The sequence below is a fragment of the Planctomycetaceae bacterium genome, from assembly GCA_041398825.1.
Taxonomy (GTDB): domain Bacteria; phylum Planctomycetota; class Planctomycetia; order Planctomycetales; family Planctomycetaceae; genus F1-80-MAGs062.
This window is the reverse complement of sequence record JAWKTX010000005.1, coordinates 335,611-349,094: the sequence shown is the minus strand read 5'-3', so window position 1 is coordinate 349,094 and position 13,484 is coordinate 335,611. Positions and strand designations below refer to the sequence as shown.

11 protein-coding genes are annotated in these 13,484 nt (G+C 53.7%); 5 read left to right on the top strand and 6 right to left on the bottom strand.

The window, feature by feature from the left end; genetic code table 11:
- Window positions 1-112: 112 nt before the first annotated feature.
- Window positions 113-859 carry a pyridoxamine 5'-phosphate oxidase family protein gene (locus R3C20_11700; protein ID MEZ6041164.1) on the bottom strand — a complete coding sequence of 249 codons (747 nt, stop codon included), beginning with the start codon at window positions 857-859 and terminating at the stop codon, window positions 113-115.
- 214 nt (window positions 860-1,073) lie between these two features.
- Between R3C20_11700 and R3C20_11695 the strand changes: the two genes are divergently transcribed.
- The 3 genes from R3C20_11695 to R3C20_11685 all read left to right on the top strand — a co-directional run bounded on the left by R3C20_11695 (window position 1,074) and on the right by R3C20_11685 (window position 3,541).
- Window positions 1,074-1,505: a TM2 domain-containing protein gene (locus R3C20_11695; GenBank protein ID MEZ6041163.1), complete on the top strand. Its 432-nt coding sequence runs from the start codon at window positions 1,074-1,076 to the stop codon at window positions 1,503-1,505.
- A 53-nt stretch (window positions 1,506-1,558) separates the two neighbouring features.
- Window positions 1,559-1,957: a hypothetical protein gene (locus R3C20_11690; protein ID MEZ6041162.1), complete on the top strand. Its 399-nt coding sequence runs from the start codon at window positions 1,559-1,561 to the stop codon at window positions 1,955-1,957.
- Window positions 1,958-2,338: 381 nt separating this feature from the next.
- The gene (locus R3C20_11685) at window positions 2,339-3,541 is read left to right on the top strand and encodes a TlpA disulfide reductase family protein (protein MEZ6041161.1); all 1,203 of its coding nucleotides are present in this window, start codon (window positions 2,339-2,341) and stop codon (window positions 3,539-3,541) included.
- Between the two features lie 232 nt (window positions 3,542-3,773).
- Here R3C20_11685 and R3C20_11680 read toward each other — a convergent pair whose 3' ends face one another.
- The 4 genes from R3C20_11680 to R3C20_11665 all read right to left on the bottom strand — a co-directional run bounded on the left by R3C20_11680 (window position 3,774) and on the right by R3C20_11665 (window position 9,258).
- Window positions 3,774-5,735 (bottom strand): hypothetical protein, encoded by a 1,962-nt coding sequence (locus tag R3C20_11680; GenBank protein ID MEZ6041160.1) that lies wholly within the window; start codon window positions 5,733-5,735, stop codon window positions 3,774-3,776.
- Window positions 5,736-6,404: 669 nt separating this feature from the next.
- A complete protein-coding gene (locus R3C20_11675) occupies window positions 6,405-6,572 on the bottom strand; it encodes a hypothetical protein (protein ID MEZ6041159.1) in 168 nt (55 codons plus the stop codon).
- 262 nt (window positions 6,573-6,834) lie between these two features.
- Complete coding sequence (locus R3C20_11670; protein MEZ6041158.1) at window positions 6,835-8,205, bottom strand: nucleotide sugar dehydrogenase; 1,371 nt, start codon at window positions 8,203-8,205, stop codon at window positions 6,835-6,837.
- 390 nt (window positions 8,206-8,595) lie between these two features.
- The gene (locus tag R3C20_11665) at window positions 8,596-9,258 is read right to left on the bottom strand and encodes a hypothetical protein (GenBank protein MEZ6041157.1); all 663 of its coding nucleotides are present in this window, start codon (window positions 9,256-9,258) and stop codon (window positions 8,596-8,598) included.
- A 563-nt stretch (window positions 9,259-9,821) separates the two neighbouring features.
- Here R3C20_11665 and R3C20_11660 point away from each other — a divergent pair.
- Window positions 9,822-10,634, top strand: coding sequence for a DUF6655 family protein (locus tag R3C20_11660; GenBank protein ID MEZ6041156.1), 813 nt, complete (start codon window positions 9,822-9,824; stop codon window positions 10,632-10,634).
- A gap of 17 nt (window positions 10,635-10,651) precedes the next feature.
- Here R3C20_11660 and R3C20_11655 read toward each other — a convergent pair whose 3' ends face one another.
- On the bottom strand, window positions 10,652-12,220 hold the full coding sequence (locus tag R3C20_11655; protein MEZ6041155.1) for an alkaline phosphatase D family protein: 1,569 nt from the start codon (window positions 12,218-12,220) through the stop codon (window positions 10,652-10,654).
- 201 nt (window positions 12,221-12,421) lie between these two features.
- Between R3C20_11655 and R3C20_11650 the strand changes: the two genes are divergently transcribed.
- Window positions 12,422-13,384: a bile acid:sodium symporter family protein gene (locus R3C20_11650; protein ID MEZ6041154.1), complete on the top strand. Its 963-nt coding sequence runs from the start codon at window positions 12,422-12,424 to the stop codon at window positions 13,382-13,384.
- The last annotated feature ends 100 nt before the right edge of the window (window positions 13,385-13,484 follow it).

Here is a 13,484-nt window from a genome sequence, read left to right as displayed (position 1 = left end):
TATTCCTTTGAATATGTTTCACCACATCGCCGATGTCACTTCGCTGATGCGGGAGTAATGGGGTGTCGGAAATCCATCGGGATGACGGACCAACAGGTGACAATTGCATGCGTTATTGAGCGGATGCCCGGGAGGAATTCGCTGGTTCACGAAAAGAGACAAAGCGATTCATCGTTTCGACGGGCTCAATTTTTTCTCCGGCAAAGTAGGCCTTTCCGGCTTTGAACAGATAGGCCAGACCATTCAAGCCTGAACCATCCCAGTACTCACCTTCTGTCGGCTCCACTCGAATGAGGGCGATGGAGTTGTCTGTGGGTCCGGATGGAAACCAGACGCGCCAGGATTCTTTCCAGAGATCTCGAATCCGGGCTCGGTCATGCACGACAGTCGCTTCGCCGCTGAGCGAAAGAAATTTCCTTCCGCTCTGGCAGGCGACGCAGACGCTTGACGTGGTAGTCACTTCACGAACCTTACCTGCATCAAGTGAGGTCACGAACCACACGCATGCGTCGTGTTCCACATCTGCCACTGTCATTGGACGGCAGTGAAGACTCCGCCCTCGTCCGTGCGTTACCAGAAGTGCGGTGTCGAAAGAGTCCAAAAGATTTCGAAAATGGTTTCGGTCTTCGATGGGTGTCATTTTGCTGGCCTCTGCTGATAGATCATGCGCCAGACCGAAATGAATGGATCTCGACACGGTGACTGGCGCGGGAACTGAAAGTCGTCGAGTCATCAAAAGCAGAGTGACGCGAATCGCGTGCCGCTGGGTCAATTCCCGGTCTGCCGGGCACAATTCCCCGCATTTCTTCACTTCGGCCGCCTGCAACCGGACATCCACCGAACGCTGACCCGTCACCATGGTGGCTGAGAAACCGATGGTCGGCAGAAATAAAGGAACATGCCCTTTGAATGTTCGTCTGCCGGATGGGATCGGGAAATGGCACGTCGATTGCGGGACAGATCCAGCAGACGATCATTCAACAAACGAATATCTGATATCGAAAAGCGAACGACACCAGGCGAAACCGCTTTCGCATTACAAACGTCTCCCCAGTCTGTCAGGGTAAAATGAAATGAACGCGACACAATCGTCAAATCACAGCTTGATCGTTGGATATCTCTGCTGGGTTTTTGGCTTCATGGGAGCCCATCGCTTCTATTACGGAAAGCAGGTAACGGGCACGATCTGGTTCTTCACACTGGGCCTGCTGGGCATCGGATGGCTGGTGGATTTGTTCCTGATGCCGTCATTACATCGCAGTGCCGAGCGTCGATATCACTCCGGTGTGATGGACTACAACGTGGCGTGGCTGCTGCTGACTTTCCTGGGCATCTTTGGCGTCCATCGCTTGTATCTTGGGAAGTGGGTCACCGGGATTCTCTGGTTCCTGACCGGTGGGCTGTTTCTGTTGGGATGGCTCTACGATCTCTGGACCCTGAATGAGCAGGTCAGCGAAGAGAACAGCCGCATGCCTCGCCCCGGGAGCAGTTTTTCATGGACGTGAGAATCTGATATACGAGCGGAAGCGGCAGGGGTAAATCGTATCAGGAGCAAGAGATGAACATGTCGATTGATGGACCGCGGTCCTCGACCAATGAGCAGCAGTTGGTCTCCTCGAATTCGAAGGACCCGCAATATTGGCCCGCACTGCTCAGTAGTGGTCTGACAGTCTTTGGCGTCGCATGCGCGGCCGCTTATTCGACTCGGGTCAATCAGAATAAAGATGTTGGAATAGCGGCATGGGTTGCAGTTGCCGTGATCGGATCGTCCGCGATGATTGCAACCGCAAAACACCTACAGCCCAGACAGAGTGTGAGGTTCGGGACTGGCAAACAGGACATTGATGAACCTGTCACTTCTGCCCTGGATCATTCTTCCCCTTCCAGCTCTACCATCGCCGCTCCTGCTATCACTGCTTCTGGCATCACTGCTTCTGATAGTGTGACTCAGGCTTAAGACAGGCTGATCCATGCGGATGACGATGTCGTCCCTGCATCACTCTGGTTCTTCAATGGTCCAAATGTTCAATGGTCCAAATGACTGTGAACAACATGATCACGGTCAGCATCACCGTCTTTCGAATACAAGTTCGATTTCAGGACAGTGCGACCCACCGTACCTGATTTAGCCCAACGGTATAGGCGTCTGCAGGACACACCCATCGATCCGGCGAGCCTGGTCATTGCAAAATTTGAGGGTTCTGTTGCCTGGGCAGTCCAAATCTTTGGCAATTCCCTCAGAATTTGCGATGCTGCCCTGTGGCGAGACTCGAGTCGAACAGACTTTCAATCGGCTCAAGCGAAATTCGTTGTCTGATGCATTCACAGGAATCCAGGTATGTCACAAAGCGTTCTGAATCGGGCCGCTGCGGCAGCGTTGTCATTGTTTGTGTTGTCCAGCAGTTCATCTGCCACTGCAGGTGAAGTGCGTGAGAGTTTTATCGCGGAAGGAGTCACTGCAAAGATTGGTGGTTATCGCCCAATCCGCGCGGAAATGGATCAGGACGAATCTATCGTCAGCAAGATGCCCGAAGGTCTGGAATCGCCCAAATTCGGCTACCTTGAGTTTGGGGAGAACAAGTGGGCTTTCATTCTGAGTGAGCCCGAGGAAGGGGAAGCAAAGCTCTGGATCGATTCCAATGGTGACGGAGATCTGACGAATGACCCGGAAACGGACTGGAAGCCTCGCGAACAGGGAGAACTGACAACATATTTTGGCGGTGGGAAGATCGAACTGAACAAGGAAAAGACCGGGGCCATTCGGGCGTACCGTTTTGATCCCTCGGATAAACGCCGGGCATCGCTTGCCAATACCCTGATGTACTACGGCGACTTTGGTTCTGAGTATGCGTTCGACCTCGATGGCAAGGAATACACGACTTTCGTTGCCGGCAGCCTCAGCAGCAGTGGCCGTCTGCCAATTGATCGGGACGGTAACAAGCGAATCAGTTCGCGGCTGGAGAATGTCACGATCGGGACGCCGTTCAACTTCACTGGTACTTCATACGTGTTCAGCGTGGATGCCGGTAAGCTGAAGCTGGAAGAAGCCAGCGATCCGGTAGATATGACGCCGTTACCGCCGGACGTCTCTGTGGGCAAGCAGGCCCTGACGTTTGAGGCCAAAACCATCGATGATGCTGAGATTCAATTCCCTTCCAGTTTTGCTGGCAAAATTGTCATGCTGGACTTCTGGGCCACATGGTGCGGCCCATGTATCGGTGAAGTCCCCCACATGAAGGAAGCCTACACGCAGTGGCATGATCAGGGTTTCGAAATTCTGGGCGTCAGCTTTGATAACGAAGACGAAATGGAACGAGTCCAGAAGTTTCTGGAAGACAAGGAGATCTCCTGGCCCCAAATCTACGAAGGAAAAGGTTGGAAAACTTCACTTGGATTGCAGTATGACGTAAGCGGGATTCCATTCGTCCTGCTTGTCGATGGTGATTCAGGTGAAATCCTTGCCAATGCAAGCCAGCTTCGTGGCCCAAAACTAAGCGAATTCATCGGCAAAGCTCTGGAAGCCAAAGCGGCAGGAAAGTAGCAATCAACATCGGTTAGGGCAAAAAAACGAACTCTGGAGTCCACTGCATGTTTCTTTACGCAGTGGACTCTTTTCCTGCGCCCGTCTTCAGATATTCGCAGGAAGCCGATTGAACGGAATACCAGCAGACATTTCAACCTGCGGATTCGATCAACCGGGATCTCACCGGACACTGCGTCTGGACGACAAAGATGCGACGGCTGTTCTTTAATTTTGGCGATTTCGAGCTCACCTAATTCCTGGCTCTATTCCTGGCTGCTGCTTCATTTTCCCGTTGAATGGCCCTGCGCTGCATAGCGTCCCGAACAGAGATCATCCGAGCGATGTAGTAGTTTCCAATTGATTCTCCCATCCTGCCATCCAGTACAAGGCCCGATTCATCAGCGTCGATCTTCAGCTGGAATACTTCATCGCCACCGAGTGCGCGCACGGCTTCGATAAGTTTGGTCGGCTTGTCTTCTGTCACCACAGACATCGGGCCAGGAGGAAACCACGCGGCATTTTCGTCCAGCCATCCCAATAAGCCGCCCACACCAACGGGTTCGTCCTGCGGATAGTCGAGCCATCTCTGACCATCCAGTTCGAACGAGAAGAGCGGAGCCCTCATCGCGTAGCCCGCACTGTCCGTCTTCGCGCGAGACTGGTGAATCATCTGCAGAGCGTTTTCATTGCCAAGAGAGAACCAAAGGCAACCGTTGCTTTGTGCCACAAACAAATGTGACATCTTCATCGATGTGAACTGTTCGATCTGTGCAGCATCAGCCTCACGAATCCGCATCTCAAGAACCTGAAGGCCATCATTTTCCAGAAGACTGATTCCATTCAGGGCCTCGTCAGGAATTCCCGGCAGGCGTGTCATCATTTGGTGAAGTGCCTTGATCAGCGAAGCATCCTCACCGATCTGAACACCACCATAAATCACTCCATCCGATGCCGGAGACCAGCCAGCCTTAATCAGGAATTCAAGCGTGTGGTCTTCCGCCATATCGTTCAGGGAGGTCGCGATGACCTGCATGGCACTGGTGATCTCGGCATTGGGAGCGTCAATGGATTTGATGGTCAGAAACTGCGCCGCTGATTCGAAAAAGTTTTTCGATTCCTCAGGCAGTCGAATACAGGAATGCAAAGTCAACGCTGCTCCGTCATTCAGCACCGGCGCAAAGCGACTATTTCCCGCACCCATTTCCTGCAGAGATTTTGTAATACCGCTGTTGCGACGTGCGGCAAATTCAAGTCGGGCCCGAATTGACCCGGAGCTTTCATCTGCAAAGCGGATCCAACCTTCGGTCTTGTCGATATCAAACAGAATGGCCCTGATGAGAGGCAGAAATGTATCACCCGCCGACTTTCGAAGTTTGTACTCTTCTTCCTTTTCGTCATCGCGCTGCTGCAGCTCGGTTCCGAGACCGCTGTTGATCATCGTCCACCCAAGCTGGCGGATACCAATGGGAATCCGATCGAAGAACACCTGAATTCCAAGATCGTTTTGTCCATCGACGGCCCGTGTCAGCGAATCGGTCGCTGGCAGAGACATGTCGAACAGCTCTTCGAACCCGGATTCGTACAGCAGCCCATCGTGATACCGAAAACACTGCGTAATCGTCGAACTGTGTTCCAGGTATTTCTTCCCGTCTTCCTCCACAATCTTCCTGTTGACCTGAAATCGCGAACCCGAGTTTTGAACGGGTTGAAGATACTGTTGTTCATCGGCACCCTCGGGCAATTGAGAGCGGCTGCTCCAGGAATTCTTCAGCACGTAGCAATTGTCACCACGCACCTCGATCGCCACCTGATTCGACGAACCACCGAACTGGCTCTTGCGAGCATCAAGCATTCGACGCGCCTCGACCTCGTCGACAACCTGTTGAAAGGAAATCGTTTCAAATGAAGGAAGCAAGCCACGAACCATATAGTAGGCACCACCGGTAACGGGCTCGGGAGCAGTTGTGAATAAACCCTCCAGTCGCTCCTCCGGGATCTGCTTCATCAATTCCTCACCGATCTGAAGTCGCTCGCTCAGCCTGCGGGAGTAATTCAGAGTGTCGGCACCTGTCATGCCTCGCATGTACCACAAACCAAGCGGCTCCTCTGCCAGCGTTCCCTGCAGTTGAGCCATGCCAGTTGATGGCCAGATCAGCACGAAAAGCAAAGTGAAACCAATCCACAAACCAGCTGTGCGCACGCGTATCAACATGTCAGAAACCTTCTCCGAACGTTCAATCTCTCCAACCAATGCCCAAACTCAGGCCCCGCCCCCGTTCATCTTTGATCGGATGTTGAGAATTCCCGCATCTCATCCTGAAGACGTGACCCTCAACGCACCAGAATGGGAGACCAGCGCTGTTCGTTACGGGATCACAATCCCGGTCGCGTCCAATGGATTCGGTTACAGAGCTGTTTAGTCTGACAGATCTTCCGGCTGACGTGAATTCTCACAATGTTTGCGGGCCGACGCGAACTGAACACCCTGTTGAAAACGGGACTGGCTCGAGCGGGAGACCTGAAAACACGACAGTTTCCAGTCGTCCAGCGTGCCTGTCCTGATTTTTCGACGGACAGCTACGAAGCAACAGCGCGAAATCAACGAGGGTTCGATCCTTCGAGAACGGAGCTAACGACCGAACGTGCCACGCGGCATCCAGGGTCCCCCAAATCGACGACCACATTCTGCAACCGCAAAGCACCAGATGAGAACGGCAAACAGGTGCGTCATGGAGGAAGCTGGGGGAGGCACCCGCAGGCGAATTTACCTTGGTTCGACGGAATCCTGCTCCGACGTCGGCGAAGAAGATTGAGGCTCATCCTGTTGCTTGCTGTGATCCGTTTTTTCGCGGTCCGACCGGACCGCACACGCACCACCCATTCAGGTTTGAACGCCAAAGCGTGGAAGAACCCACGCATTCAGTACAAACCAAAGAAACAGGAAGCCGGCAAGAAAAAGAAAATCATTCATCGAATTCTTCCCCGTACGAATTTCTGGTGTGATCCCGGTGTCAGATCCATCTGCCGGGACAGGAAAACGATCACTCATGTTTGATTCCTTCGGCTGTGGAAACAGATTCTTTGAACTCCGACAACCATTCTATGACGAAAGGACGAGTTGTCTTCCATTCTTTCGTGCCCCCAAAGAAGGTGATCTCCCGGAGGAGAAAAGACGTGCAGCAATCGGGGACAATTGCTGATGAACAACCAATGACCAGTGAACTACGAATGCCTTCCCGTGCGCACAGGTCACCTGAGAACTGTATTCTCCGGCGTCTCCGGTCAAATCAAGAACCCGCCAATGCTGACGATCAGGCTCGTACGATTTTCTCACGACCATCAATGACGTTCTTCGTCGCGTTCCGGGTATCCAGAACAAGTCGGGCATGGCTGACGATAAATTCGTAGTCATACGCCGAATGGTCAGTGGCAATCAGCACACAGTCCTGAGCCGCAAGAAACTCCGGTGTTAGCTCACTGCTTTCCATATCGGGAACATCGTAGTGTCGCATCACTGGCAGGCGGGGAATGTGGGGATCGTTGTAGGTGAGATCTGCCCCGCGTTCCAGCAGCAGTTCCAGCAATTCAAAGGAAGGGCTCTCACGCGGATCGTCCACATCTTTCTTGTACGCCATACCCAGCAGACAGATTCGACTTCCACGGATTGGTTTGCCTGCATCGTTCAGAAACTCTGTCAAACGCGAAATGACATACCGCGGCATTGATGCGTTAACTTCGCCAGCCAGTTCAATGAACCGCGTATTCAGGCCCTGCAGCCGCGCAAGCCAGCTCAGATAAAACGGGTCGATTGGGATACAGTGACCGCCAAGACCAGGTCCCGGATAGAACGCCTGAAAGCCGAAGGGCTTTGTCTTGGCAGCCTCAACCACCTGCCAGATGTCGATACCCATTCGGTCGAACAGAACCTTCAGCTCATTCACGAGGGCAATGTTAACCGCACGATAAGTGTTCTCAAGAATCTTACAGGCTTCTGCGATTTCTGTGCTTGCCACCGGGACGATGCTGACGATGGCGTGGGAATACAACTGGCAGGCCAGATCACGACTTGTTTCGTCAACCCCTCCCACAACCTTGGGGATCCCCGCTGCAGAATAATCGGGATTGCCCGGATCTTCGCGTTCGGGGCTGTAGGCAACAAAGAAATCCTGCCCGACCTTCAGCCCTTTTGGATTGGAATTCAGGATCGGCACCATCACATCCCTGGTGGTCGTGGGGTAAGTCGTGCTTTCAAGCACAACCAGCTGACCGGGACGCAACGTGTCGGCAATCGCCTGGCTGGTGGACTCGACATACGCAAGATCCGGATCACGGCTCGCGTTCAGCGGAGTTGGCACGCAGATCAGCAAAGCATCGGCTTCGCCCAGACGCGACATTTCTGCCGTGGGTTCGAGCACGCCACGTGAAATCCAGTCTGCAACCCGGCTGGATTCAATATGTTTGATGTAACTTCGGCCAGCCTTGAGTTGCTCAACTTTCTGAGGATCAACGTCGTATCCGATACACTTCAAGCCCGCATTCGTGAACGCGCTGATCAGCGGCAGTCCGACGTATCCAAGTCCAATGACACCTACCGTTGCGGTTCTGGCTGCGATCTTTTTCTGAAGTGCTCCCGCCGCAGAAGTCGCCAATGTGGTAACCGAAGTCGTAACCGATGTATTCATAAAACCAGTCGATCTCAAGTGCCGATGGGGCGGGCATACTTCCCGGTCAGGCCCGACAAAACAGTGACAGATCACCTCTGGATTCTGAAAAAACGGTGTCAGAAACCATGCTTTGAATACGCCGTCCAGCCGGGCATTGATGGAAGATGTCTGTCTTCATTCCGGTAAGTCCCGGAATCAGGCATTCGCTGTCCGTTGAAAAACCGGGACCGGCACGCAGGACGAAGGGAAACCATGGTGTTTTCAGGTCTCCTGCTCGAGCCAGTCCCGTTTTCCAACGGGCTGTCAGGTCAGGTTAGACCAAACCGTCAACATTGCGAATTCCGGAACAGTTATCGCGACAGATGGATCGACACTGTTGGATCCTTCCTCGGGGACGGAATTGAAAGATCAGGAACGCCGACCTGACCTTCGGCGCCGCGAGGCGCGGTAACCGTACTCGATCGCAAACCAGTCGGCATAGCGCTCGCGATCCCGAAAGTTGCGATTTCTGTCATCATTGATATGGCCGATCTCATGGATCAGGACATTGTTCAGGTAGTAGTCACGAATGGTCTCTTCTGTCCAGGAAAGCCGCCAGTAATTGCCGTCCTGTGTCCACTGACCCCCGAACATTTCAGTTTCGATGCGCTGTGCTGGCCGGGGCGCGCGGGTGTAGAGTTCTTCCAGAGAGGCTTCGATCGGGTATAGATAGACAGCCGTGCCCCACTGCAACCCGTAACAGGGAAACAGTCGACGCTTCCGCGTCATTCGACTCAGCTGAACGACTTCGACATTTGTCTGGAACTCTTCCGGCAGCTGTGAAACGCGTCTCCGAATATCACTCTCGTCCACCACATGAATGTATCCGCCGCCCGGGTTTTCCCGAACGACCTTCAGAGTGCCATCTCCCCGAGGTTCGTGCCATTTCTCGGGGGCATCAAATGGGCGACCCGCGGCCAGACCATTGCCACGGTGCTGATGGGCTGAAGCTGGTAAAGCAGCGACCACGCGGGCTGACTGCCTTGCCTTGCGGAGTCCGGACCGAACTCGACTTTGATTCTTCTGACTCACAATTGCACCCGCTTTCAAACAAAACTGCGGGAGACGTCCATTCTTCTCGGGGATGACGCTGCCGACTGATCTTTCCCTGGCAACGTGGTGGTTCTCACTCCGGATGATCCTACCGTGACGCGAAGCGGATTCCAGATGAACAGCGCAAGTTACGAGCAGGCATGCAGTTACGACATCCAGATGTGATGACTGGGCAATTCTGGGGGTAGTTTTGCGGCGTTACGGAATCGGTAAAACAACTCGTGCGAACAGGTTACGACCGAACCAACATTCATGTTCCGATTATTCGGGCTTGTACACTAGTCCCCTAACTCTTTACCAGTAATCACTTTACGAAGGCCCCAGACTGGAATGAGGTCTGTTGACAGCTGGTTTGAAGGGTAGAGTCAGCCGCAGGATTTGCCGAAATGCGTCGGGGTCACGAAAGCCACTGGGTTCTGGTATGCAATTCTGGTCAAGATTCGGCTGCCAACCGCGCACACACCTCTATCATTCGCAGCAGCCCCGAAGCCGGTCTCCTGCGCCTCGGGCATTCATTCATTGTCCCGCCGAGTCTCCCCGTCGTGATCGCCCAACGAGTGCACTCAACCCTGGTGATGTTGTTAATGGCGGCTATCGCAGGTTGCGGTACTGCCGTGCAACGCAGTGGAACCGAACAACTTCTGTTGTCCGATTCGGTTGATCGCGCGGTCGATCAACTGGATCTGTCACCATTAGCCGGAAAACGAGTCTACCTGGACACAGAGTACATGAAGGCCATCAAGGGCAACATGTTTGTCAACTCAGAATACATTGCCAGCGCGATGCGACAGAAGATGACAATGTCCGGCTGTCTGATTCAAACGGACAAGAATGCTGCCGACTATGTGCTCGAAGCCCGCATCGGCGCGCTGGGGTCCGACTCAATGGAAGTCACCTATGGAATTCCGTCCAGCAATGGGATCGGCCAGGCTGCAACCGCAATCACAGGTTTCCCATCCATCGCAGCGATTCCGGAAATCTCAGTTGGCAAACGCAATGCCAGCATCGGGGTATCAAAGGTGATGGTGTATGCCTATCACCGTGAAACCGGAATTCCTGTCTGGCAGTCCGGAGATGCCATTGCTCGAAGCAATGCCACAGACTCCTGGATGTTTGGTATCGGACCGCTCAGTCGCGGCAGCGTGTACAAAAGTTACCGGCTGGCTGGAATCCGTTTAGGCATTCCATTTTTCCGCTCCAGAGAGACCGACGATTCGGGACCGCTGAGCATCGCCGACAGCCACAACTTCATGCACCCGGCTGTGCTCGAAAAGCAACTCGCAGACGCCAAAGCCGCTGAAGAAGCGGCTGCTATCCGGCAGGCCGGTCATGAAGAAGAAATACAGAAGCAATAGAATGACGACCCACCCGATCAGGCCTGTTGCGCACCGGGTTTGCCGTTTTCAATGACGAACGTCGCCTTCGTTTCTATCGGCGCGCCGGGCTTGTCGACAAATGGTGTCGTACGAAAATAGCTGGTCCACGTTCGGGGAGTCAGTTCACAACTCACGTAGCCCCGGTTGGAGTTGTACCATCGAACAAAATCGTTTTGTGCGGCCGCTCGTTCGTATTCTGGTATTGAATTGCCACCGTTGCCACCGGAAGTCATCGAAGTACCAACAAGCTCTGTCCCCACCAGCGGTGAATTCGGATCTTCGAAGTCAAGCTGAAGATCGTTCACCCAGTTCAGATGGATATCACCTGTCAGTACAACAGGGTTTGGGATTTTTCGTTCGTGGAAGAAATTCAGCAGACGTCTTCGGCTGACGTCATAACCCGGCCACTGATCCATGCTGTAGCGTTTGTCTTCGCCTTCACCCCGATTCAGTGGGGCCATCATGACCTGCTGGGCCAGAACGTTCCAGGTAGAGGTTGATTTCAGTAGGCTGGACATCAGCCAGCTTTCCTGTTGAGCGCCCAGCATTGTGGCGTTGGTGTCGAAGACTTTGCCTTCCATGGGCTTCTGGTGGTCACCATTTGGCTGATCCGTTCGATACTGTCGAGTGTCCAGAACATGAAAACCAGCCAGGCGCCCGAACGGGCAGCCTCGATACAGCTTCATAGAGGGACCCTGCGGAAAAGATCGTCGTCGGAGAGGCATGAATTCGTAGTATGTCTGATACGCGTTCATCCGGCGAACCAGAAACTCGTCCGGCGAAATACCGTCTTCTTCTGACACCAGATTCGCGTAGTTGTTATCGAATTCGTGATCATCCCATGTAACCAGCCAGGGAAACAATCGGTGTGTTTCCTGAAGGGTCATGTCCAGACGATACTGGGAGTAACGCGTGCGGTAGTCATCCAGGCTGGTGACCTCCTTGCCGATGTGCTTTCGGGGCTTTTTTTCTGCACCAGCATATTCGTAAATGTAGTCGCCCAGATGGATCACCAGATCCAGATCCTCCTGCTGCATATGCGGATACCCATTGAAGTATCCATACTCGTAATGCTGACAGGATGTGAAAGCGAATCGCATCCGATCGGGCATCGCGTGCCTGGCGGGAGCTGTGCGAGTTCGTCCTGCAGGACTCAATTCGCCTCCAGTATGGAAACGATAGAAGTACCAGCGATCCGGTTGCAGGCCATCAACTTCCACATGGACCGAATGCCCCAGCTGAGGCATGGCAAGAGCGGTTCCTTTACGGACAACCCGGCTGAACGCTTCATCGTCAGCAACTTCCCAGGTGACACGGACAGGCTCACCGGACATACCGCCGCCCTCAAGCGGTTCTGGAGCCAGACGCGTCCATATGACGACACTGTTTGGTTCGGGATCTCCTGAAGCGACTCCCAGTTGAAAGGGATTGTCGCTGAAATGCGGAGCGGCACTGATGGCTCCTTCAGCGCGAAGAGCGAAGGACGGTATAGCCGAAACAGCTGCGACATATTGAAGGAACTTGCGGCGTTCGATTCCATGACGATGACTTGTCCCGGATGCCATTGGACGCACTCCATCAAGAGTTTTGAAATGTTCAGCGAATGTTCGCCTCGAAAGCAGTGCAGAGCAACTTACAACGGCCAGACGGTTGATTACAGTGTGGCGATCACGAAATGTCGTCCTGAGCGATCTTTGAGTGGTCTGATCGTTCTGTGTTAAGAGATCTGGCCGAGACCTGCGAACAATGAAGAGATGCATCAAGACATGGGGAAGTTAGTACATCGATTTAATCGTCTGTATCTGCTCTGGCTTTTACTGCTCTCAACTGTCGCATTTGTTCGACCGGCCACAATGATATGGTTCGACAAGCCGTGGATCTTCTGGTCTCTGGCGGCATCCATGCTGGGAATGGGGCTGACACTCAGTCTGGACGATTTCCGCCAGGTGACTCGCATGCCGGGCTGCATTGCCGCTGGTTTCCTGCTGCAGTACACGATCATGCCGCTCAGTGGCTGGTGCGTCGCCGCACTGTTGCACCTGGAATCCGGCCTGGCGGTTGGCATCATGCTGGTCGCCAGCTGCCCCGGAGGGATGGCCTCCAACATGATCAGCTATCTGGCGAAAGCGAACGTCGCTGCCTCTGTCGTTTTGACGCTGGCATCAACGGTCATGGCATTCGTCATGACACCGCTCTGGACGAGCCTTCTCGCTGGGCAGATCGTGCCCGTCGACGTGCCTGGTATGTGCCTTTCTGCATTGCAGCTTACTGTAGCCCCGGTAGCGCTGGGCGTACTGATACGCTGGAAATTCCCGGTCACCGCAGATCGCATTGGCATCCTTGGACCCACAGTCGCAGTTCTTGCCTTCACATTCGTGACAGCAGGAATTGTTGCAGCCAGTGCGGACTCCATCGCGTCAAACTTTGTTCGTTTACTGTTCGCTGCAACGCTGTTGCACTTCATTGGCTTTGGAACAGGATATGGTCTTGCAAAACTCCTGCGGTACCCGGAATCACTCGCCAGAACAGTCAGCATTGAAGTCGGGATGCAAAATGGCGGGCTTGCCGCTTCACTCGCGCGGGAACACTTTGCGGCGATGCCACTGTCTGCTGCCGCGGCTGTCTTCAGTGGCATCATTCAGAATATTGTTGGAGGAATTATTGCCGCTTGGTGGGGGCGGAGTCACAGATCACGCCGGGTGGAGCAAACAAACGAAAATAATCCGTGAGCTGTCCGTTGAAAAATCGGGGCAGGCACGCTGGACGGCTGTAAAACGTCGTGTTTTCAGGTCTCCTGCTTGAGCCAGTCCCGTCTTCCAACAGGCCGTC